Annotated in this window: 19 protein-coding genes; 18 read left to right on the top strand and 1 reads right to left on the bottom strand. The window is 53.2% G+C overall.

What is annotated here, in order from left to right; all coding sequences use genetic code 11:
- Nucleotides 1–266: 266 nt before the first annotated feature.
- The 16 genes from F608_RS0120325 to F608_RS0120240 all read left to right on the top strand — a co-directional run bounded on the left by F608_RS0120325 (nt 267) and on the right by F608_RS0120240 (nt 17,061).
- The gene (locus F608_RS0120325; RefSeq protein ID WP_022667523.1) at nt 267–1,040 is read left to right on the top strand and encodes a DUF3450 domain-containing protein; all 774 of its coding nucleotides are present in this window, start codon (nt 267–269) and stop codon (nt 1,038–1,040) included.
- Entirely contained in the window at nt 1,040–2,485 is a 1,446-nt protein-coding gene (locus F608_RS0120320) for a MotA/TolQ/ExbB proton channel family protein (RefSeq protein WP_022667522.1), read from the top strand. The genes F608_RS0120325 and F608_RS0120320 overlap by 1 nt, the downstream gene beginning before the upstream one ends.
- Complete coding sequence (locus tag F608_RS0120315; protein WP_022667521.1) at nt 2,485–3,096, top strand: MotA/TolQ/ExbB proton channel family protein; 612 nt, start codon at nt 2,485–2,487, stop codon at nt 3,094–3,096. Before F608_RS0120320 ends, F608_RS0120315 begins: the two co-directional genes overlap by 1 nt.
- A 23-nt stretch (nt 3,097–3,119) precedes the next feature.
- Entirely contained in the window at nt 3,120–3,539 is a 420-nt protein-coding gene (locus F608_RS0120310) for an ExbD/TolR family protein (protein WP_022667520.1), read from the top strand.
- Nucleotides 3,536–4,231: an energy transducer TonB gene (locus F608_RS32755; protein ID WP_022667519.1), complete on the top strand. Its 696-nt coding sequence runs from the start codon at nt 3,536–3,538 to the stop codon at nt 4,229–4,231. Before F608_RS0120310 ends, F608_RS32755 begins: the two co-directional genes overlap by 4 nt.
- Before the next feature lie 13 nt (nt 4,232–4,244).
- The gene (locus F608_RS0120300; protein ID WP_022667518.1) at nt 4,245–5,585 is read left to right on the top strand and encodes a tetratricopeptide repeat protein; all 1,341 of its coding nucleotides are present in this window, start codon (nt 4,245–4,247) and stop codon (nt 5,583–5,585) included.
- A gap of 224 nt (nt 5,586–5,809) precedes the next feature.
- Nucleotides 5,810–7,825, top strand: a complete 2,016-nt coding sequence (locus F608_RS32750) for a TonB-dependent receptor plug domain-containing protein (protein ID WP_022667516.1) — start codon at nt 5,810–5,812, stop codon at nt 7,823–7,825.
- Between the two features lie 14 nt (nt 7,826–7,839).
- Nucleotides 7,840–8,694, top strand: a complete 855-nt coding sequence (locus tag F608_RS0120290; RefSeq protein ID WP_022667515.1) for a class I SAM-dependent methyltransferase — start codon at nt 7,840–7,842, stop codon at nt 8,692–8,694.
- Nucleotides 8,691–9,392, top strand: a complete 702-nt coding sequence (locus F608_RS0120285) for a cohesin domain-containing protein (protein ID WP_022667514.1) — start codon at nt 8,691–8,693, stop codon at nt 9,390–9,392. The genes F608_RS0120290 and F608_RS0120285 overlap by 4 nt, the downstream gene beginning before the upstream one ends.
- 1 nt (nt 9,393) lies before the next feature.
- Nucleotides 9,394–10,689 (top strand): ABC transporter substrate-binding protein, encoded by a 1,296-nt coding sequence (locus F608_RS0120280; RefSeq protein ID WP_022667513.1) that lies wholly within the window; start codon nt 9,394–9,396, stop codon nt 10,687–10,689.
- An 18-nt stretch (nt 10,690–10,707) separates the two neighbouring features.
- Complete coding sequence (locus F608_RS0120275; RefSeq protein ID WP_022667512.1) at nt 10,708–11,970, top strand: ABC transporter substrate-binding protein; 1,263 nt, start codon at nt 10,708–10,710, stop codon at nt 11,968–11,970.
- 2 nt (nt 11,971–11,972) lie between these two features.
- Nucleotides 11,973–13,037, top strand: coding sequence for a FecCD family ABC transporter permease (locus F608_RS0120270; RefSeq protein ID WP_022667511.1), 1,065 nt, complete (start codon nt 11,973–11,975; stop codon nt 13,035–13,037).
- Nucleotides 13,034–13,807: an ABC transporter ATP-binding protein gene (locus F608_RS0120265; protein WP_022667510.1), complete on the top strand. Its 774-nt coding sequence runs from the start codon at nt 13,034–13,036 to the stop codon at nt 13,805–13,807. The genes F608_RS0120270 and F608_RS0120265 overlap by 4 nt, the downstream gene beginning before the upstream one ends.
- Nucleotides 13,808–13,876: 69 nt before the next feature.
- Nucleotides 13,877–14,269, top strand: coding sequence for a cupin domain-containing protein (locus tag F608_RS0120255; protein ID WP_022667509.1), 393 nt, complete (start codon nt 13,877–13,879; stop codon nt 14,267–14,269).
- A gap of 86 nt (nt 14,270–14,355) precedes the next feature.
- A complete protein-coding gene (locus F608_RS0120250) occupies nt 14,356–15,696 on the top strand; it encodes a coproporphyrinogen-III oxidase family protein (RefSeq protein WP_022667508.1) in 1,341 nt (446 codons plus the stop codon).
- A 621-nt stretch (nt 15,697–16,317) separates the two neighbouring features.
- Nucleotides 16,318–17,061 (top strand): hypothetical protein, encoded by a 744-nt coding sequence (locus F608_RS0120240; protein ID WP_022667506.1) that lies wholly within the window; start codon nt 16,318–16,320, stop codon nt 17,059–17,061.
- 116 nt (nt 17,062–17,177) lie between these two features.
- Here the strand turns inward: F608_RS0120240 and F608_RS35120 are convergent, their stop codons facing one another.
- Nucleotides 17,178–19,199, bottom strand: coding sequence for a methyl-accepting chemotaxis protein (locus F608_RS35120; RefSeq protein WP_022667505.1), 2,022 nt, complete (start codon nt 19,197–19,199; stop codon nt 17,178–17,180).
- A 510-nt stretch (nt 19,200–19,709) separates the two neighbouring features.
- On the opposite strand from F608_RS35120, the gene F608_RS0120225 reads away from it, so the two are divergent.
- A complete protein-coding gene (locus F608_RS0120225) occupies nt 19,710–20,351 on the top strand; it encodes a cysteine hydrolase family protein (protein WP_022667504.1) in 642 nt (213 codons plus the stop codon).
- Nucleotides 20,341–22,275: an endonuclease/exonuclease/phosphatase family protein gene (locus F608_RS0120220; RefSeq protein ID WP_161626881.1), complete on the top strand. Its 1,935-nt coding sequence runs from the start codon at nt 20,341–20,343 to the stop codon at nt 22,273–22,275. The genes F608_RS0120225 and F608_RS0120220 overlap by 11 nt, the downstream gene beginning before the upstream one ends.
- Nucleotides 22,276–22,392: the final 117 nt, after the last annotated feature.

Raw genomic sequence — 22,392 nt, 5'->3', positions numbered from 1 at the left:
AAGAGATTTTCAGTACTAAGATATTTATGTGTTCTTCATGCATGCCCCCCTGACAATCACTTATTTATCTCTTGACACATCGCAGCAGGTATGCTTAAAGGGCATCTATATTTGATGCGTCAAGAAGATGCATCTTGCAGTAAAAAAAGAAATAATAAAACATTTACAAGGCCAAGAAGGTCAGGCCCGGAGATGAATTCTTCCGGAGCTGAGATTCTTGGCCTTTTTTATTTGTAGGGCAACGTTGCTCTGAAAGCGGATGATTCATGAAATACCTGTTCACATATCTCGCCCTGTCCGTGTTTTTTCTTCTTGGAAATCCTTCCAACGGACCATCACAAACCGATGTGGAAACCCGGATCGAAAAACCGGTGGAAAAAGCGATCCGGATCCAGCAGGAAACCCAGAAGTCCGAATCCAAATGGCGCAATGACAAGGAAAAAAAAATCGCTTTGTTCGAATCCCTGGAAAAACAGATAGAGGCCCTGGAAGCCGAAAAGGCCGGACTAATCAAAATCAATCTCGGCCTTCACAGCCGCATTGACGCAAAGAAAAAGCAATTGTCGGACATGGAGCAGATATCCGCACAGATCCTGCCCTTTTTGGACCAGGTTCTGGACAGAATCCGGCAGGTTAAAGCCGGGGACATTCCTTTTTTAGACAAGGAACGGCAAAACCGAATACAGGCCCTTGAATCCATGATGGCCGACCCCGAGGTTCCGGTCAGTGAAAAATTCAGAAAAATCACGGAAGGGCTATTGGTGGAAACAGAATACGGCCAGACCGTTGAAGCATACCAGCAAACCGTTGACCTGGAAGGAGAGCCGACCCTGGTCAACATCTTCAGACTGGGACGTCTGAATCTTTTTTACCAGACACTGGATAAACAGGGCTGCGGTTTCTTTCATACCGCCCAAAAGGCGTGGATCCCCCTTGCAGATACCTTTCTCAGGGATATCCAGGCCGCAATCGACATGGGAGCCAAACGAAAACCTGTTGAAATGTTAAACTTACCCCTGGGAAGGATCGTGGTGAAATAATGGTGACTGTGAAAAAGATCTTCTGCTCTCTTCTCCTGCTGACTTTGGGCTCAATCTGCTTTTTCGTCTTTCCTGCATCCGGCGATGATATCCGGTACATCCAGGTCCAGACCCGGGAAATTGAAGATTCCTTGAAAGAAAAAGCCGCGGCTGAACTCCGGGCGGCCCGGGAAGCCGCAGCCAAAAGCCGGAATAGAATCCTTAAGGACAGGGCCGCACTGAATGAGGCAATCAACAAATTAAAAAAACAGGCCCAGACCCTGGGCCGGGAAATCGATTCCCTGTCCGCCGAGAATGAGGATCTCACCGGTCTGGAAGCCGACTTGTCCAAAAAACTTGCAGATTCCGGCAGCATGATAAAGGAATTGTCCGGGGTCATCCGTATGAATGCCAAGGATATCCGCTCCCTGGTGGATGATAACCTGCTGGCCGCCGTATTCCATCCCAAAACCGATTTTCTAGCGGCCATAGCCTCTCAATCCCTGTTCCCGGGAATGGAGGACATCCGGAAGATGACGGAGCTTCTCTTTGATCAGATCAAACGGGCAGGTTCGGTTTCCATTGAAACCGCATCCATGGTCAATCGCGCGGGCAGGCAGGTGGAATCCAGGATCCTTTTGATCGGCTGTTTTACCGCTGCCTATTGTCTGGAAGCGGAAACAGGATTTTTAAACTTCACCCCGGGGGAACGCAAGCTGTACGCCCTGCCCAGGTTGCCCCCAAAGGGCATGCAGAAAAAAATCAAGCTATATATGGACGGCAAGACAGAGGCCGTGCCCATGGATATCTCCCGGGGCGGCGCCCTGCGCCAGCTCACCCATGAGCTGAGTTTATGGGAGCAGATTCCCAAGGGAGGCCCCATTGTCTGGCCCATCCTGGCCATCCTGGTCCTGGGAGGGCTCATTGCAGCGGAAAGGATCATCTTCCTTTTGTTCAGAAGGATCAAACTGGACCGGATTTTCAATAAGATAGAAAATTCAGCGGAAAAAAAGAAATGGGAAACCTGCCGGCAGACCTGTGAACGATATTCCAGAAATCCGGTTATCCGGGTCATCCAGGCAGGGCTTACCCACCGCCACCTGCCCCGGGAGGAGATGGAAAATGCCCTGCAGGAGGCAATCCTCAAGGAGATTCCTCCCATGGAGCGGTTTTTATCCACCATGGGCATGCTTGCGGCCATTGCCCCCCTGCTCGGTCTTCTGGGCACGGTCACCGGAATGATCGACACCTTCCATGTCATTACCATGCACGGCACCGGTGATCCGCGCATGATGTCCGGCGGGATTTCCGAGGCCCTGGTGACAACCATGCTGGGCCTTTCCGTGGCCATCCCCATCATGCTGGCCCACACCCTTTTGAGCCGGAGCGTGGAAAACACCATCGGACAGATGGAGGAAAAGGCCGTGGCCCTGATCAATCTTGTCCAGAAACACCAGGTGGCCTGATGGCGGTCTGGATCCAGAACCAAACCCTGGGCCTGGCCAATATCATCCATTCCGGCGGCATGGTCATGGGGCCCCTGATTGCCTTAAGCCTGGTCATGTGGCTGCTCATTCTTGAGCGGACCCTGTTTTTTAGACGACTCTACCGGAAAAACATGGGCAGCCGCATGGCCATAACCCATATCAGGGACGGACGCATCCCCGATCCCGGTCAATACCGCGGGGCAGTCTCCCTTCTGGTCACGGAATTTATCCGGACCCGCACGGGCAATCCAAAACTGGACCGGCATCTGCTGGATGCCTCGGTATCAAGGATAAACCGGCGAATGACAAAATTCCTGGCCCTGATCAGTGTGTTGGCGGCCATGGCCCCGCTCCTGGGACTTTTGGGAACGGTCACCGGGATGATCACCACCTTTGACGTGCTGGCAACCTTCGGAACAGGGAATGCAAAGGCCATGGCAGGAGGGATATCAGAGGCCCTGATCACCACCCAGACCGGACTGATCGTGGCCATTCCGGGACTCTACATGAAAGGATTTCTGGAACGGCGGGCCACCAACCTCCAGCAGCGGATCTCCCGGGTGGGACTTTACCTGCGGCGGCACTTATAATTTTTGAATAGGATGGCTAGCGGATGTTGAATGTAACGGCAAACCGGCGGAATAAAAAAGGGCTTTTGGAGCTGAATATCGCCCCCCTTATCGATATGGTCTTTATTCTTTTGATTTTTTTTCTGGTCACCACCAGTTTTGTCAAAGAGACCGGCATTGATGTGAGCCGGCCCACGGCTTCCACGGCCAGCCCCAAGCCCAAGGCCACCATTCTCATTGCCGTGGACAACCAGAACCGGGTGTTCATGGATCACCGGGAAATCGATATCCGGGCGGTCCGGGCCAATACGGAAAGGGCTCTTTCTGAAAACCCGGAGGGTGCGGTGGTTGTGGTGGCGGATACGGACTCCAGCACCGGCACGGCCATCCAGGTCATGGACGGCTGCCGCCTGGCCGGAGCCGCCAATGTATCCCTGGCAGCGGGTCTTCCGGAGGGGCAATGAACCCGGTCCGTGAAGCCGGCCTTGAAGCCGGCATGGGAAGCTGGATGGGAGCCGTGATCGGCACCATGGCACTCAACCTGGTTCTGTTTGCGGTAATCCCCAATCTCATGCAGCCCCAGGACGTTCCCAGGGAATTTGGCGAAATAATTCCCCAGATCCAGCTGACCCGGATCAAAAGGGAGGAAATCCCTCCGGAGAAAAAAAGACCCGCCCCCAAACCCAAACCGGTGGAGCAAAAACCCAAGCCGGTCAAACCCAGGCTGAACCGCCCGGTCAGGCAGCCCCTGACCCTGCCCTTTGAGATCAATCCCCGGCTGCCCGGCGGGGCTCATACCCTGGAGATGCCGGCAGTCTTCACTACCCTGAAGCACCTCAACTTAAATACCTTTGATCCCGATGGACTCTTTTCCCCCGGTGATCTGGATCAGCCCTTAACCGTACTGAACCGGATTCCGCCTCTCTATCCCATAGGGGCCAAAAACCGGGGTCTCCAAGGATGGGTGGAGGTTCAGTTTGTTGTCACGGAGCTGGGCAGTGTGGAAAATATTCAGATTCTCTCTGCGGAACCCAAAAAGGTATTTGACGCCAGTGTACTTCAATGTGTGTCCTCCTGGCGGTTTTCCCCGGGAAAAATCCAGGGAGTTCCCGTTAAAACCCTTGCCCGGACACGTATCCGGTTTGAACTCAATTGACGGAGGCAGCCCCATGAGATCCATTTTTTATCAGCCCCCGATTATTTTTCTGCCGGTGTGGGCAACCATGATTTGTATCCTGATCTCTCCTGCCCGGGCAGCATGGTCTCCGGACCGGCCCCTGCCCTTTGCCGTTGCCCGTCTCCTCCAGAAAACCAAAGCATCCCTGGACCAGGAAAAGTACAATGAGGCCATTCAGATCATTTGTGAATCCTGCACCGAAATCGGACCCAAAGCAGAAGATTCTGTCTGCCGACACCCCATGGTCTGCCTGACTCTGGCCAACTGCTGCCTGCTCACCCAGGACTATGCCAAAGCCGAATCCGCCTACCTGAAGGCCCTGGAAACCGCGCCGGATCTTCTGGATGCACAGCTCAACCTGGCCAAGGTATACAGCGACACCCGGCGCTACGGGCCGGCCGGAGAACGGTTTGTCAAAGCCTACGGGATATCTGATCCCAAAAAACCAGACTATCTTTACTACGCTGCTGTCATGAATCTGATGGCCCACAAGGAGGATCAGGCCATAGACCTGTTTGAACGCCTGTTTGCCGCCCACCCGGATGCTGTGACCATCCCGTGGCGGGAAAATTACGCCAATGCCCTGATGACCGCCGGATACTGGCAAAGGGCGATTCCCCCGGTCCGTTCCCTGGCAGCCGAAACCAAAGGAGAAAAACAGATCAAATGGCAGGAAACCCTTTTGCAGATTTATCTTCAGGCAGATGATATGGACCGGGCCTTTTCCTATGCCACCCATCTGTCCAGGACCGCTCCCATTGTGTCCAAATGGTGGAAGGCCCTGGTCCATATCCAGCTCTCCCGGGGCAAGTATCAGGACGCCCTTGAAAATCTTCTCATTTACGGATTTCTGACCCCGCTGTCGGAAAAAGAACAAAAACTCTGCGCGGATCTGTGCCTGCAGCTTGAAATTCCGGTCAGGGCCGCCGAGATGTATGAGACCCTGCTCAAAGACACCCCGGACCTGAAAGAGGGTAAACAGATCATCAAACACCTGGTCAACGCCTACCGCAGCCTTGGCATGGCAGAAAAAGCCGTCGCCATCTTAATCAGCTTTGATCAAGGGGAAAAAGATCCCGAGCTGATCATGCTCAAAGGAAACCTGCTCTACGGGGCCAAACAGTTCAAGGAGGCTGATGCCGCTTTCCGCAAAGCAGCCCGGGCCCGAAACGCCAGGGAAGGACTGGCCTGGCTCATGGCCGGATATGCCTCCTGGCAGCAGAACGACCTTGCAGCCAGCCGCAGCGCCTTTGAAAAAGCGGCCCAATTCAAGACCTGCCGCAAGGACGCCCAGGCAGCCATGGCCCAGCTGGAAAGGACCAAACAGATGTAAAGAAACACCATTGGCAGCAAGCCCGGCCCCTTTGACATGAAAAGGGGGCAGCCGCTTTCCCGGCAAGGATCCTGCGGCTGCCCCTGGATATGCCCCGGAATGACTCCGGAAGGCACGGTGAAAGTCTATCACCGCGTCTCCCCCGGGTCAATAGAGGCTGTCAGAAGAGGGCCGGGCCATTCATCCATATAACCTTATAACTTTATGAAATCGGGAGTACGCGAATGAGACAGTTCACCCTTGTTTTAACCATACTTTTACTTTTACTGATGTTCCACCCTCTGCTTGCCCAGGAAACCAAGTCCGGGCAGGTCGCAAATGAAGAGCTGGAAGATATTGTTGTCCGAGACCAGAAGCCGGAACCTGGTATTGCTGGAAACAGTTTTTCAGCATCCTCTTTAGAAAAATTCGGTCACAAAGTTAAAATCATCACAGGAGAGGAGCTGGAAGCCGCAGGCTTTGTAGAGCTTTCCAAAGCCCTTGCCGCCTTTGTTCCGGGTGTCTATACATCCACCGGACAGGGCAGGGGCGGGTATAACAGCACCCTGATCCACGGCAGCAGTGAGATTTTATGGCTTCTGGACGGCGTAAAGGTGGGTGCCATTCATGGAACAATGAACTGGAACTGGGACTACACCCTAAGCGTCCATATGATAGAGCGCATAGAGATTCTACAGGGCGGAGAAAGTCTGTTCTACGGAACCGGCGGTCGGGGCGGGGTCATCAACATTGTCACCAAAGGGATCACCGAGGAGACAAGTGGTCAGTTCGGCACATCCTTTGGGCAGGACAATTACCGGGAAGCCTACGGCAATGTCTCGGAAACCGTTAACGGACACGGCTTTATGGCCTTTGGGAGCTACGAGGAATATGAAGGCTACCATGTGGCCGATGACAGGGCCTATGCCGATTTCGGCAACACCTACGGCAATAAAAGCATCGGATATGACCGCAGCACCGTAGGGGTCAAATACCGCAAGGAATTTGACCTGGCCGGCACGAGTGTTTTAAACGCCCAATACCGACGGCACACCGGTTATTTTGACTATCCCAATCCCAATCAAAGGGAGTCCAAGTTTGACTGGAACCAGGATATCTCCACTCTCACCTGGGATCATGACGTCAACAACAACTTTTCTTACAATATCACTACCTATCTGCACCGATGGTGGGCAGAACTCACCCAGCAGCTGATATCCGGTGCCTACTTCCAGAACCACGCGCCTGTGGAATGCGATGACCTGGGGATGAATCTCAAGACCAGCACCCGCTGGGGAGAGGGCCATGAAATTGTCTCAGGCCTTGATTACCGTAATTATTGGGGAAGCTTTATGTGGGCCTACGGGCACGACTTTGACAGGGTGCAGGAGTACGCAGCCTTTGCCAGCTACAGGCCATATCTTTTCTTTGCTCCGGACACAAAATTATCCTTTAGCGGCCGGTATACGGTGACCAGCGATGATGCATCCTCCTTTGTATGGGATGTCAGCGCCAAAACCCCCATCCTCGGCCCCACCTATCTCAAAGGAAGTGTGAACACGGGTTTTACCCTGCCCAAGCTGGGTCAGCTATCCGGTGATGTCGTGGGGGTCGGAGAAAGTACTCTCGGCAATCCGGATCTGGAGCCGGAGGAAAGCTTTAGCGTCCAGGGCGGCGTTGGCGGTGACTGGGAGTATTTCAACTGCTATGCCGGCTATTTTTACAGTGAGGTGGACAACCTGATCCAAACCGTGCTCATTGATGCCGCAACCAACACATCCACCTATAAGAACGTGGCAGGCAAGAGCAAAATCAAGGGGGTCGAGCTGTCCGCAGGCATCGGGCCCTTTTATGACGTTTCCCTTGATCTCGGCGCGGCTTGGACTGACGCTGAAGACGGTGACACAGGGAAGCAGCTGGAACAGATCCCGGAGTTCAACGGCACGATCAATCTGAAATACCGGTATGACATAAACCGGTTCGGTGTGGACCTAATGACCCAGTACACCGGCAATATTTATGAAAGGGGTCTTGGCGTTGAGGATGTCAATTACGGGGAATACTTTGTTACCGATGCATCCGCCTTTGTCAGTTTTGGAAAAGAGCGACGGCACAAGGTGACCCTGCGCGTGGAAAATATCTTTGATAAAGACTATGCCAATGGGTACTCAATGGCCCAAAACAGTGCCTCCCAAAATATTGTTTACAAGAAGCACGGCATGTCCCGAAGCTTTATTTTCGGATATTCCTACACCTTTTAACAGGAATTGAAACAATGGGTATCGAAGCAGGCATGATCGAAGGCGTTAACTGGGAAGAGCTATGGAAAAAGGCCCTGCTGGCCGCCTCATGGCGAAAGAGGGAAACAGACCCGGTCCGTTTTTTTGACAAAAAAGCAAACTGGTACAACCGGACGGTATTGAAGCGGACGGATACCATTGACCAAATGCTTTCCAGACTCGCTATCGATCATGGCTGCTCGGTACTTGATATCGGTTCAGGGCCGGGCACCCTGGCCATCCCCTTGGCTAGAACCGCCGGGAAAATCACAGCGGTTGAGCCGTCAGGGGAAATGCTGAACCACCTTCATGAAAATGCCGGCAAAGCCGGTATCAACAACATCACCACCATAAACAAAAGATGGGAAGATGTCGTCATCGGAAAGGATATCAAGCCCCATGATGTCGTCATTGCCTCCCATTCCCTCGCCATGGCGGATATTAAAGAGGCCCTTTTCAAAATAGACCAGGCCGCAACTCAGCGGGTCTGTATTTTTGACTTTGCGGGCAAACCCCAATGGGATTATTTAGACCTCTGGCCCAAGCTTTACGGGGAAGTCTTTGTCCACGGCCCCAATTATATTTTTATCGTCAATATCCTTTATCAAATGGGGATAACCGCCAATGTGGAGGTCTGGGAGCACCATGGTCCCAAACAGATACAGAGCCTGGAGGACGCTGTAAGGGAGCGAGTTGAATATTTTGACTCCCCCCTGCCCTCCGCCAAAGCAGTCATCCGGGAATATCTTAAAAAAAACCTGGTGACGGAAGACGATAAGGTAATGACCCGGAGAACGTCCAAAACTGCCATGATCTCGTGGAAAAAATCAACAGGAGACCGTGAACTATGAAAGAACGACACGTCAACTTGCCCTCACGGCAAAGGCCCTGGGAGAAGCGTTTCAGATCGGCCTGGCCAATTCTTTGTTTTTTCGTCTTCCTGGTGGTGTCAACGGACTTGTTCGCCGAACAACTAACCGTTGTACGTGTCCAGGCCCCCCAAAGTGTATCCGGGCAATTTGAAATTCTCATCGACATAGACAAGGCCTTTAACCTGGACTCCGGTCAGTTTGACCTTGTGTTTGACCCGGATACCATTCAGATCCAGGCGGTCAACAATGGGGCCATTGGGGAAACTGTGGTTCCGGTGGATCTCTGGAACACCCTGAATCCGGGCAGAATCCGGGTGCTGTTCAACTTCCCTGGGGTCCGGGGCATCAGCGGGACCGGGCATCTTGCAAAAATCCGGGCCAAAGCCGTAGGCAAAACAGACCGGCCGGTGAAGTTTGCCTTTCAAAAAGGGCTGCTGGTTGACAAAGAGGCACAAAGCATCCCGGCTCGCTGGCTTGACGGCAAAGTTGATGTTGAGAACTATATTGCCCGGACCGGAACGGCTGACGCCACAGGTACCGGAGACGCCCCGGAGCATGATACAAGATCCCGGGGCATGACCATCTCCACGCCCATGGCTATAGCCGGGCTTGCAGTGCTGGCATGTATCCCGGGCCTGCTCCTGGTTTTATCGAGACAAAAGAAAAGAAAAAGTTAAAATGAAAACCCATATCCCGATCCGGATTGTACTCATTTTGCTTTTGTCTGCCCTGACGGCAGCGGCAACAGCCCCGGCATTGTCAGCGCCGGCCCGACCTAACCCGCCCCTTGGCATCTTCGGCAATGCCAACGGAGACGATGTGATCGACATGAGGGATGTGACCTTAACCGAACGGATCATTCTCGGCCTGCTGCCTGCCACCCCCCTGGCAGATGCCCGGCATGACGGTAAACTGGATGTACAGGATATCTCCCAGACCGAACTAATTATCGGCCGGCAACAGACAAAGATCACATTCGAGGATGAGCAGAAAAAGGCGGTGACCTTTGACCAGCCTATCCGACGGGTTATTCCGGAGCATATCACCTCTCTTGCGGCCATGCGGATCATCCATGGGGAGGATCTCATGATCAGTGCCGGATCTACCGCCGTCAAGGAGTGTATGGGGCCGGCCTTTCTGCTGGATCTTTTTGACCTGCCCACCATAGGCGCATACGGTCAGCCGGATTACGAGGCCATACTGCACCTGAATCCGGACGTCCTTATTGCCTACCGCTGCGGCACCCTTCAGGAAAAGCTCCCCGGGGTAACGGTTTTTTATGCCGGGTATGGGGAACCCTACCCGCCGGGAAACCTGCCCTGCGATATGAGAAAACTGGGGATTCTATTTGACCGGAGGGATGAGGCAGAGCGCTATATCGACTGGCATAACACATACCTGAACATGATCACGGAACGAATCTCAACGCTCTCGAAAGGAGAAAAACCTCGGGTCTACACCTTTTACCCGCTCCTGGGTTTTTATATGTGCCGGGGAACCTATCCGCCGGTGGAACTGGCCGGGGGCATCAGCATCGGCCGGGATCTAGGGCCGGAGTTCGCCGTTGCCGTCGATCCCGAATGGGTCATCCGGCAGAACCCGGATGTGATTATCGGGGCCACCATTCCGGACAGGGGGGCCTATGACACCGGTGATGCATCCCAGCTCACCGCACAGCGCAACGACATCATGGCCCGGCCGGAGCTGGCCCATGTTACGGCGGTGGCGCAAAACCGGGTCTATTTTCAGAACAACTATGCCCTGGGGCTTTTTCCCAATTTTATTTTATCCATTGCCTACTATGCAAAATGGCTGCATCCCCATCTTTTTGAAGATCTGGACCCCCAGGCCGTTCACCAGGAATACCTGGATAAATTCCAGAGGATCAACTTCCGGGTGGACCGGCACGGTGTATTTGTCTGTCCCCCGCCAAGGACGGGCCATGTATCGGCCTTACCCGGTAAAAATGAATAACAGCAAAGGGAAACAATCATGAAAACACATATCCTAGGGCAGGCCGTCCTTGCGGCCCTGGTCATACTTCTGCTGATACCGCTGACCAATGCAACTGCGGCAATGAAAAAACAGACCCTGGGCATCTTTGGAAACGCCAATGAAGACGGGGTCATCGATATGCGGGATGTGACCTTTGCCGAGCGTGTAACAGAGGGGTTGACCCCCGGCAATCGGCTGGCTGATGCGGATCATAACGAAAAGACCGATATAGAGGATATCCGGCAGATCGAAGATATCATCGGCGAACGGGAAGCCCGCCTTACCATCCTGGACCATGATGGTGATGCTGTTGACATCCGAAAACCGGTGAGACGGATTATCCCCGACCACCTGACCTGTTTGAATGCCGTACGGATCCTCAATGGGGAGGACCGGGTTGTCGGCATTGATACGGCCGTGAAAAAGCACATGGGCAAAATATTTTTAAGGGAACTGGACACCCTGCCCCTCATCGGCAGTTTTTCCGGCCCGGACTACGAGGCGGTCCTCAGCCTGCAGCCGGATCTCTACCTGTCCTACCGCTCCTTTTACGGTCCAGGGAACAAGGCGGCGCTCCAGGAAAAGCTCCCCGGCGTCACCGTGGTCGAAACGGGATATTACACCCCTTACAACCCGGAAAACCTCACCATGGATATGAGACTGCTGGGATATATCCTTGACGAAAGGGAGCAGGCGGAAGCCTATATCGCCTGGTACAACGGATATCTGAACATGATCAAACAGCGGGTGGCGGACTTACCCGAGAAAAAGCGGCCCAAGGTCTACCCGGCCCCGGGATGGGACCTTTACAACAGCATTGCCAACTTCCAGCTCGCCGACATTGCCGGCGGCAGAAATATTTGTGCGGGTCTCGGCCCCACCTATGTCACCGTGGATCCGGAGTGGGTGATCCGGCAGAACCCCCAGGTCATTCTCAAACAGAGCTTTTCCTCAACCGGATATGATACGGATGATCCCTCCGGAATGAAAGAGGAGCGGGAACAAATCCTGAACCGGCCCGAGCTTTCAGGGGTGGATGCCGTGAAAAGCAAACGGGTCCATCTGTGGCATATGTATACCAGCGGTATGTTCCCTAATGACATCATCACCCTTTCCTATATCGCCAAATGGCTCCATCCCGATATTTTCGCCGACCTGGACCCCATGGAGGTTCATCAGGAATACCTGGATACATTTTCCCCCCTGGACTTCAACGTAAAACAGCATGGCGTGTTTCTATACCCGCCCCTGGAGAACTAACCATGGCAGAGACCGACATGGGCGGGGTGAATGAAAAGTACCTGGCCTTTACCGAAAGAAAGATCACCCTCATCCTCTTTTTATTGCCGCTGATCCTTTTTACCGCCGGAGTGGCCGCCTCTCTGGGATCGGCAAACATCTCCGTCGGGGAGGCCTATACCGCCTTTTTGCACCGGTTTTTCCCCAATTACTTTGCCTCCAACTGGCTGGCGGAAACCTGTGTCTGGGACCTGCGCCTGCCGCGCATCCTCATGGGTATCCTGGCGGGGACGGGCCTTGGCGTTGCCGGCTGTATCATCCAGGGGGTTTTGAGAAACCCTCTGGCATCCCCCTACACCCTGGGGATTTCTTCAGGGGCTGGATTCGGCGCATCCCTGGCCATACTGGCCGGCAGCGGCCTTGCCGGCGGGCAGTACCTGGTCATCAGCAGCGCTTTCATTTTTGCCCTGATCAGCTCCTTTATCATCATCGGCCTGGCAAGCCGGAGGGGGGCCGCCCCTGAAACCATGATCCTGGCGGGGATTGCCATGACCTGCCTGTTCGGCTCAGCAACCACCATACTCCAGTATTTCGGCGATGCCGAGGCCGTCAAAGAGGCGGTGTTCTGGATGGTAGGAGATCTTGGGCGGGCCTCATGGAAAAAGCTGTCCATTGTCTCCGTGGTGCTGACGGTCTGCCTGCCCCTGCTTTTCTGGAAATCCTGGGACCTCAATGTCATCGGCGGGGGGGACGAATCGGCCCACAGCCTTGGCATCAACGTCAAGAAAACCCGGATTTTTCTGATGATCGTTTCCACCCTCATGGTGGCCAGTGTGGTCTGCTTTACGGGGACCATCGGATTCATCGGCCTTGTGGCCCCGCACATCGTCCGCATGATCATCGGCGGGGACAACCGGTTCCTGGTGCCGGCATCCGGGCTTTTGGGGGCCGTACTTCTCGTGGTATCGGATACGGTGGCCCGCAGGATCATCGCCCCGATCATCCTGCCGGTGGGGACACTGACCGCGTTCTTAGGCGTTCCCCTGTTTCTCTATTTGATCATGAGGAAAAGGAGGGAGTACTTTTGAAGCTGCACATTAAGGATCTGGACTTCAGCTACGGGAAGCAGCCTGTTCTCAAGGCCATCGGCATGGATCTTAACCGATCTGAACTTCTGGGGGTTGTGGGCCCCAACGGGTCCGGGAAATCCACACTGATCCGATGCATTGACGGCATTCTCAAACCCGGCAGGGGAAGTATCATTCTCAATGGAAAGGACCTGGCGAAAATGCCTCAACTGGAGGTGGCCAGGAACCTGGGTTATGTGCCCCAGAATGCGCCCAAAACCTTTCCGGTCACCGTGTTTGATGCCGTGCTAATGGGCCGACGTCCCCACCTGAGCTGGCGTTCGGGAGAAAAGGACAGAAGCCGTGTGGTTGAGGCATTGAAGAGGCTCTCCATTGAACACCTGGCCCTCAGGGACTTTAATGAACTCAGCGGCGGGGAACAGCAGCGGGTCCTTATTGCCAGAGCCCTGGCCCAGGAGGCGGATGTCCTTCTTCTGGATGAACCCACAAGCAACCTGGATATCCGTCATCAACTGGAGGTGATGGAGATTATGAGGCAGCTGGTTGCAGAAAAGGACCTCTCTGCCGTCATCGCCATCCATGACCTGAATCTTGCCTCAAGGTATGCGGACAGGGTGGTGATGATGAAAGAGGGAAAGGTCTTTGCCGCCGGAGATCCGGCTCAGGTCTTCACTCCATCCAACATTGCCAGTGTGTACGGGGTTGAATCCATAGTGGAAAAGAAAAACGGTTCTCTTTTCATCATCCCCCAGAAACCGGTGGCATCATGATCAATTCTTCCGTGAAATCCCGCCGGCTCAACTGTCGGCGGATGATCTATAACAAAGAAAGGAAAACCTATGTCTGACATCAAAAAAATCGGTACCATCAGCCTCATTGAAAACATCAAGGACCTCACATACTACCCCACCGGCGTGGAGGGGGATATTGCCCCCCTGCTGTTCGGCGACAACCTGACCAGCCATGCCATGAGCATTCCGCCAGGCTTTTATGCGGCCCATGCCCATCCCATGGAACTGCTTTTGATTTGCCTAAAGGGCCACTGCGATATTTTTCAGGGAGACGGTAAGGTAAGGGAAAAAATGGGGCCCATGAGCGTGGCATTAATTCCGGCTGATGAAGAGGTGGGCCATGAAATGCACGGCCCTGATCCCTGTGAACTGGTGGTGGTTGTGGCACCCAAAAAAATGGAAAGAGAAGAATTCATCGCAAGGTTCAAAAAGGAAGACTGATCAAAAAAGGATGCGGCAGCCGGGCCGAATCCATTCAGGTACCGGCCGGCTGCCCGTTTTAATTTTCCCGTAAAGGAGGGGCTGTCGTGGAAATCACCGAACAAATGCTCAACATATATGAGACAAGGAATAGGGGCGTATTTTACTCCCTCTATCCCCTGTGGCCGTCGGAAAACAGGGATGCCGGAGATATCAAGGACCTGGACCATTTTCAAACCGTTCTGGCGAGGCCCAAGCCCTCCGATGACTATACCCATGTCTATATTCATATCCCGTTTTGCGACTCCTTTTGTTCGTTTTGCGCCATACCCAAACGAATTGCAAAACCCGATATCGTTGTTGATTTTCTTGGAGCCCTGAAAAAGGAAATCAACAGGTTTGCGCAGACTCCCTATGTCCGGTCCTGCAGAATCCGCAGCCTGTACGTGGGGGGCGGCACCCCCAGCGTCCTCTCCTTGGACCAGTTGGAATGGCTGCTGGATTATTGCTTTGAGACCCTTCCCATTGAAAAGGATGCGGAGATCACCGTTGAGGGTAGCACCCACAATTTCAGTGAGGAAAAGCTCGCCATGGTGCTGGAAAAGGGAGCCAACAGGGTCAGCTTCGGTATCCAAAGCTTCAACGATCCCATAAGGAAAATCCTTGACCTTCAGGACGATAAGGGGCAGGCGATCTCCGCCCTTAAATCCGCCAGGAAAGCGGGGTTTGAGGATATAGACATTGATCTGATGTACAACCTTCCCGGCCAGACCCTGGCTGATATTGAAACGGACTTTCAAATTGCAGCGGATCTCGGGCTGGAAAATATCAGCTTTTACCCCCTGCACGTGGACAAAGGGACCAGGCTATACAGCAGAATCCAGGCCGGAAAAATTCCTCTGGGAAACCTGGAACTTGAAGTCAGGATGTACCTGAAAGCGGCAGAGGCTGCAAAAAAGGCCGGATATGAGCAGCAATCCATTCTTTCAAAATGGATGCTGCCCGGAAAGGTCTGCCTGGCTGAAAAGCACCGGATGGGTCCCTATGATTGTCTGGCCCTGGGGCCCTCAGGTAACGGAAACCTTGGGAATTATGTCTATCGAAATGTCAGTTCCCTGCAAGACTATCTGGCGCTTATCCAGCAAAGCAGTTATCCCATGGGTTGCGGTCAAAAAATCTCCACAGAGGAAGAGATCCGCCGATATATGTGCCGGGCCTTTTCTTTTCTCAAAATGGACAAAATCGAATTCGAAAAACAATTTTCCATATCCCCTGAACAGGCGTTCCCCGAAGAAATTTCTTTTCTGCTGCGTCAGGGTCTTATCGAGATTAACGACCAGGAGATACGTCTGACACCTGCCGGAGAAATCTGGGGACAAAACGTCTGTGTTGAATTCTGCTCAAAGCAGTGGAAGGAAAAGCTGATTCCCCAGGAAAGGACCGTATAATAATCCTCCACATGGAATTATCCGCCTGAAAGACCCATGAGGATATAATGATCAAAATCCTTTGGAAAATGGGACTATAGCAGGACGACCGCAGATAAAAATGATTGCTTTTGCGCCGGTCATTGGTATGGATCTTCCGCTGCGCTGCTGCATTCTCGCCGGCCTGTCCTGGCCGGCTCCGAAGATGCCGGCGGCTGGCCCCGTCCGTGGGGCCAGCTTCACCGGCATATCCCGCTCCGGCCCCATAACAATGACCTCACGACCCGGCAAACCAGGAACCTATCATCAATTTCAACATCTTACAGATTTTTCGTTCCGATAAGGAGGCAGTTGGGGCTTCAGTGGAGACATCCGGGCAATTTTATACCTGCTCTTAACGGTTTGGAACGGCAAAAGGTTGAACTGTTTGGGTGAAACGAGTTTTCAACCTTTCGTGGAAAGCCGTTTAGAGCAGGTTGAAATTGTTCCCGTTGCGGAGGTGAAGTCACAACTGCCGGCCTTGAATATTTTACCTGCCTTGGCCATAGGGATTATTGGATCTAAGCTGTACATCCGTACCATCCTGAACTAAGATGGCAGATACTGAAATGGATCTGAACGGAAAGGCATAAGGAGCTGAACATGTACATCAAATTCACATACTGGATGGATCATGAAACCTTTAACAGAATCAAAACCAAACTTGAAGAAAAGAATATCTGCCTGGCAGGGGCCAAAAAAGCGGTCTGCCTTCCCCTATCCTCCAAAATCGACTATGGATTTGTGGAGCCCGGGGCATGGGCCAAATTCAGCCTGTGCCGGCGCCAGTTGTCCTGGTATGGCTCTTCAAAATTTGCCGGGAAATTTCTTGTGGTCAGCAATGAACCCCTTCTGGAAAACGGGATTGAGTTGAAGCCGGAAACGATTATAAAAAAGATCAAATTCAAGCCTGAAAATCTGCCGGGAAAGGATAAAAAACAAATAGAAGAGCTTTATCACACCAAGGCCTTTCATGAGCAATGCCCGAGGGAGTTCCTGGATATCAGCCATACGGACAGCGATCTCCAGGACCGCTGGTTAAAGATAATGGGGATCCGGGGAATCACCTATGATGAATTGTTTAAAGAACAATGCGCCAATCATGCCAATTTCATCCGGCCGAAGTACTATCTGAATTCAGGGGACGAGATTGTTCCCTATTCCATCGGGAAAACCAACCGGATCTGTTCCGCCTGTCTTCAGTTTTTCAACATCATCGGTGCTGATTTCCCGATAAAATATGTGGTTCCCTGCCCCGGGGCAACTCTTTTTGCGGGCATGTCCGTAAACAAGTACTATGAGGTTCAGTCCGGCCCGGACCTTTGTTCAGACGCGCAGGACCATTGATGATTCCGGCATAAAAGCGCTTTCATTTTTCCACAAAAGATCTTTTTCCTTCTGCCCCTGCTTTACCGGGAGGTTCGCCAGCTGCCCGGCAAAGGTCCGGGGCCAGGCAATCTGTATCAGGCCAGATAGAGTTCATCCAGGGCCAGGAACATCTTTTCCCGTTCTGCTTCAAAGGATTCCATCAATCCGGCGGCTTTCCTGCTGTCTCCTCCATGGTATAAATCAACGATCCGGCGGGCATGCCTGTGGACGTTTTCATGGTGTTGCCCCACCACGGAAAAGGCGGGAGTGTCCTTGATGGCCTGTCCCCCGGGCCCGTCATACCATTTGCCGAATTCACATTCATGGTGGCTGGCCACCTCTTCGGGCTTTAAAGCCTGCCGGCCGTGGAGCAGCCCTTCCAGCCGGGAACGCCATTGGAGATGGGCGCTCTTGACGGAGCCGATATCAAAGGAAGCAGGCGTTATCCTGAACCGGCCGGTAATCTGGGTCAGCCGGCCGGCCAGTTTCTGCAGGTCCAGGGCACTGACATTGACCTGGGAACTGCTGGCAGCCATTTCATCGGCAGACTGATTTACCTGGGAGATCTCTTCTGAAATATCCCCGGCCACTGTGGAACATCCCGCCACATTGGTATTGACCTCCTGTATCCCCTGGGCAGCCTGGGAGACATTGCCGGCGATCTCCCGGGTGGTAATGGACTGTTCCTCCACTGCCGTTGCAATCATGGTGCTGAGTTCATTGACCTGGTGAATAATGTCGGCAACCTTTTGTATCTGGCCGACCGTATCCATGGTTGAGGACTGGATGCCGGTGATTTTCTGCTTTATTTCAACGGTGGCATTGGCGGTCTGCCGGGCCAGTTCCTTGATTTCATTGGCCACCACGGCAAATCCCCTTCCGGCTTCACCGGCCCTGGCAGCCTCGATGGTGGCATTTAACGCCAGCAGATTGGTCTGATCCGATATTTCGGAAATCACCTCCACCACCCGGCTGATATCTCCGGCGGCTTTTCCCAGTTCATCCATTTTGATCGTAGCGCTTTTTGTCTGGGAAACGGCTTCATCTGTTATGCTGCGGGACTTTTCCGAATTATGGGCGATTTCCTGAACCGTGGTGTTCATCTCTTCTGCAGCAGCGGCCAAAACACCGACATTGGTGGCAGCCTGCTCACTAGCCGCCGCCACATTGTTCATATTGGCACTCATCTCCTCGGCAGCGGCCGCCACGGTATGGGCCTTGCCTGAGGTCTGCTCCGCGCCCTGGTTCATCTGGCTTGAAATGGCACCCAGCCCGGTGGAAGAAGCATCCAGGGTGACAATGCCGTTATTGACCTCCCGGAACAATCTGCCCAGGTTGGATACCAGACGGTTCAATGATTGGGCCAGCCGGCCGATTTCATCTTTCCGGTTCACGGGCAGGGTCTGGGTAAAGTCCCCACCGGCCAATTGCTCGGCAAATTCAGCTGCCCGGGCCATGGGCTTCTGGACAGAGCCTGCAATCAGAACGGCCAGGATTACACCAATGATTATGGCTCCCGTGGTCATCATAATAACACTGGAACGGGTGTCCTTTGCGTTTTCGATCATGGCTTCATTGGTTATGATCCTGTCACGGGCTGATTCACGGATAAGATTCAATAATTCCTGGACCCGGGTCAGTGCGGGCAGGGTTTTCCGGTGCAGGACCCTGCCGGCTTCCGCCAGCCCTGCAGCCCTCTCAGGATGGTCTGACATGAGCTGGTTGATCTCAACAATGGATGCATGGAGCCGGCGGTGGGGGATTTCAATTTCCCCGACCAAATCTGCCATGTCCGGGTAGGCCGCTTCCAGGTCCTTGCGGCCCTGGCCGTAAAGCCACTGACCAAACCCGCATTCATGGTCATCGGTCTCAACATTGATTCTGCTGACTTGGGAATCTGTCCACAACAGATTCACCCGGCTGATCCAGTTGAGATGATCAATCTCCTTCTGGGCCAGCAGACTGTCCAGCTGGTTTCCCAGGATCACGGCTTCGGCGTCATTGGCCACCGAGCCCACCCGGTTATAACTAAAGACACCCATGGCGACCAGCAGCACCAGTACCGCTCCGAATCCAAAAAACAATTTGTTCCTCAGGCCAAGATCTTTCCATCCCATATCAGAATCCTTTCAAAAAGTTAAAACCCGTCTCCACGGCTGCCCTGTTCGCCCATTCAGACAAAGGATGGACAGTACCCGTCAAGACCCGACGCAATGAGTTCTGCAAAACATGGGCCAGGGTATTTTTTACCCAATAAACACTGTTTTTGAGAAAAAAGTGTATCATTTTGAACATAAATAATGAGACAGCATGATACATATCACCCGTTTGATTTTGCCCGCCCCCTCTTCATTTTCGGATTGCCGGCACTCCCGGAGAGGTTGTCCTAAAAAGCAGCTCCAAATATTTCAATAAAAGAAATAGCCCTGGGCCTGTCCGCTCGTTTTTTTGGAAAACTTCCATCTTCAATTCTTCCCCTCAACGGAAAATTTGACTTGATTATGGTTTCAAACTCCTGCATCCTGAGCCTGGGTCCCAGACCGGAAGAGAGGCAACTATTTTACTGAATAGGTCTTAATCCGCAGACGGCTGTTTTTTTGCCGTTCATGACACATGAAAGGAAACCCATGGATAAATATATTGAACCTGATTTCATTTCTTCGGCAGTGATCACCATTGACACCCAGAAAGACACCCTGGACGGCCAGCCCCTGGAGATTCCGGGGACCTCTTTGGCCCTGCCCAAGATTAAAATGATTTTAGATGCCTACCGCCAAAAAGAGCTGCCCATCATTCACATTGTCCGGATATATAAAAAAGACGGAAGCAATGTTGAACTCTGCCGGAAAAAGGGTGTGGAAAACGGGGCTGAAATTCTTCTCCAGGGAACTCCGGGCTGTGAGCCCGCTCCGGAGATGTTTAACAACAGGATCGCCCTGGAGCCGGAACTGCTTCTGGCAGGGGGTGTTCAAAATGTCGGCCCCAACGAGGTCATCATCTATAAACCCAGGTGGGGTGCCTTCTACAACACCCCCCTTCACCCGTATCTGAAGGGACACGGCATCAATACCCTTGTCTTCACCGGATGCAATTATCCCAACTGTCCGAGAGCATCCATCTATGAGGCCTCTGAAAGGGATTTTAAGATCGTGTTGGTCGAGGATGCCCTTTCCGGCCTTTACTCCAGGGGCAAACAAGAAATGGAGAATATCGGTGTTCGGATCACAAAAGCAGAAAAAGTCCGGGACGCGGTTCTCCATGGGAAATAGATTCTGTCTGACGCCATTATTGATTCTCTGGCTCATGACCGCCCCGGTTTCAGCAGAAGACTTTATCCCCTATACCTTTGAAACCGATTGTACCCTGCCCGGGAAAGCCAATGGGTTGGATATACTGCCCGATGGCCGGATTCTGGTTCTGGCCGGAAATGACCTTTTCAGCGAATCCGCCCCGGGAACCTGTGAATTCAAGGCCGTGGGATCGGTCAAGGGGCTTGAAACCGGTTCCTATGGTCCGGCCTTTTTCCGTATTTCCCCGGATGGCCGGTATTTTGCTATAGGAAATAACAAGGGAAGGATCGGTATTTTTAATTTTAAGAGCCTGGAGGGCAGATGGTTTTCTCTCCCCCATTTTGATGCTGCCTGGGCCGGCAACTCCCTGCTGGCCGTCACCGCGGGGAAATTCGGAGGATATGCACAAGTATATCTTCTGAACGTGAATTCTTCCATCCAAGCCCCTGAAATCTCCACTCTTATCTCCGGCATCGGCGGCGCCTCCGCAGGCATTGCCTTTGACGGCAAAGGGAATCTCTATACCGGAAACGGCTTTGAGAGCCTGGGACCCAGCCATACGGGAACCATCAAGCGATTTTCCTCCACTGCATGGCACCGGGCATGGAAAAACGCCACCCCTTTAAATTTTGAAAAGGAGGGAACATTCATCGTTGATATTCTTTCCGCAGGCTTCCTGGGCTTTGACGCCTCTGGAAACCTCCACGTGGGCGGCAGTGACAAATTCGGAGAAGGCCTGGATGTCAACTTTGCCGCCCTGATCCGGAAATCAGCCCTGGAAAGAGCCGTAAAAGAGGGGATCCCGGTGGAAATCCATGACCCTGAAGCTCTGTTCCGAATGGATCCGGACACGCAGAATGCAGTCAGCGAATACCGCTTAATTGCCAACCCCCTGACCCGGGAATTGATTCTCTGGACCGGATCCACGGCTTATGTTTACCGCCCTGGGCAGAAAAAGGGCCTGATCGAGCCCCGCGCCACCGGGGACTTACCGGACAAGCAGGACCGGACCCGGAAACCTGGAAATTCACCGGACAACCCGGGCCGGACCCTGAGGATCCTGACCTGGAACCTCAGCGGCAATTTCATATCCAATGCCGGTCTGGACAAGGCCTTTGAAAGGATTCTCTCCCACCTTTCCCCGGATGTCATGGTCTTCCAGGAGTTCACCGCCCCAATGGGGAATAAGCTGGCCCAGAGGCTTGAAAAGATCCTGGGCCGCACCTGGCATCTCTTCGGGGGAATGAAAAGCGGAATCTATCAGAATATGATCGCCTCCCGGTATCCCCTGAGCATGACCGCTGAAGACACCCTTCCCCCGTCCGGTATCCGGGGGGTTACCACGGCCCTGATCGACCTGCCCGATTCCAGATTCACAAAAGACATTTACCTGATGGGGATCCATCTGCAGTGCTGCGATTCCCCGGAGTTTAATAAGGAGCGCCAGCGGTCCGCCGATGCCCTCATCTCCCGGATACGGGACATCAAAACCGCCGGAGGCCATATCGACCTTCCCGTCAATACCCCTGTGGTCATCCTGGGGGATTTTAATTTTACGGGCAGCCCCGGACCGGAGCTTACCATTCAATCGGGAAAGATATCCGATGAAGATCTGTTCGGTCCCTCGATCAGACCGGACTGGGACGGCTCCAACCTGACCGACCTGGCTCCTGGCGACAGGGTCTCCGGCAATATTCACACCTGGCCTTCCAGCACCGGGAAGCCCCATATCCGGTACGACCGCATCTTTTATACCGACGCTGTCGTGGTAGGAGCCAAAGGCCGGGTCCTGAACACCCTCACCCTGTCCAGAGAAGAACTGGAAAAAACCGGGTTAAAAAAAGAGGATACACAGATGACCTCGGATCACCTGCCCCTGGTCATGGATCTTGTGCTGCCCTGACCCGGGGATCGAAAAGAAAACAACTTAAAATTGGCGGCATCCCGGGCCCTGACATCACGTCATGCCCGGGTGCAGCAACGGGTTATAAATTTCTATAATATCACTAAATATCTAACC

Source organism: Desulfospira joergensenii DSM 10085 (assembly GCF_000420085.1).
GTDB classification, from domain to species: domain Bacteria; phylum Desulfobacterota; class Desulfobacteria; order Desulfobacterales; family Desulfobacteraceae; genus Desulfospira; species Desulfospira joergensenii.
Note: the sequence above shows the minus strand (reverse complement) of the source record. Positions and strands in the feature narration are given on the sequence as shown.

Coding starts and splice junctions, on each gene's coding strand:
- F608_RS0120270 (WP_022667511.1), top strand. CDS start 11,973: ATGGCAGAGACCGACATGGGCGGGGTGAATGAAAAGTACCTGGCCTTT.
- F608_RS0120275 (WP_022667512.1), top strand. CDS start 10,708: ATGAAAACACATATCCTAGGGCAGGCCGTCCTTGCGGCCCTGGTCATA.
- F608_RS32750 (WP_022667516.1), top strand. CDS start 5,810: ATGAGACAGTTCACCCTTGTTTTAACCATACTTTTACTTTTACTGATG.
- F608_RS0120310 (WP_022667520.1), top strand. CDS start 3,120: ATGTTGAATGTAACGGCAAACCGGCGGAATAAAAAAGGGCTTTTGGAG.
- F608_RS0120300 (WP_022667518.1), top strand. CDS start 4,245: ATGAGATCCATTTTTTATCAGCCCCCGATTATTTTTCTGCCGGTGTGG.
- F608_RS35120 (WP_022667505.1), bottom strand. CDS start 19,199: ATGGGATGGAAAGATCTTGGCCTGAGGAACAAATTGTTTTTTGGATTC.
- F608_RS0120325 (WP_022667523.1), top strand. CDS start 267: ATGAAATACCTGTTCACATATCTCGCCCTGTCCGTGTTTTTTCTTCTT.
- F608_RS0120285 (WP_022667514.1), top strand. CDS start 8,691: ATGAAAGAACGACACGTCAACTTGCCCTCACGGCAAAGGCCCTGGGAG.
- F608_RS0120320 (WP_022667522.1), top strand. CDS start 1,040: ATGGTGACTGTGAAAAAGATCTTCTGCTCTCTTCTCCTGCTGACTTTG.
- F608_RS0120290 (WP_022667515.1), top strand. CDS start 7,840: ATGGGTATCGAAGCAGGCATGATCGAAGGCGTTAACTGGGAAGAGCTA.
- F608_RS0120255 (WP_022667509.1), top strand. CDS start 13,877: ATGTCTGACATCAAAAAAATCGGTACCATCAGCCTCATTGAAAACATC.
- F608_RS0120240 (WP_022667506.1), top strand. CDS start 16,318: ATGTACATCAAATTCACATACTGGATGGATCATGAAACCTTTAACAGA.
- F608_RS0120280 (WP_022667513.1), top strand. CDS start 9,394: ATGAAAACCCATATCCCGATCCGGATTGTACTCATTTTGCTTTTGTCT.
- F608_RS0120220 (WP_161626881.1), top strand. CDS start 20,341: ATGGGAAATAGATTCTGTCTGACGCCATTATTGATTCTCTGGCTCATG.
- F608_RS0120225 (WP_022667504.1), top strand. CDS start 19,710: ATGGATAAATATATTGAACCTGATTTCATTTCTTCGGCAGTGATCACC.
- F608_RS0120315 (WP_022667521.1), top strand. CDS start 2,485: ATGGCGGTCTGGATCCAGAACCAAACCCTGGGCCTGGCCAATATCATC.
- F608_RS32755 (WP_022667519.1), top strand. CDS start 3,536: ATGAACCCGGTCCGTGAAGCCGGCCTTGAAGCCGGCATGGGAAGCTGG.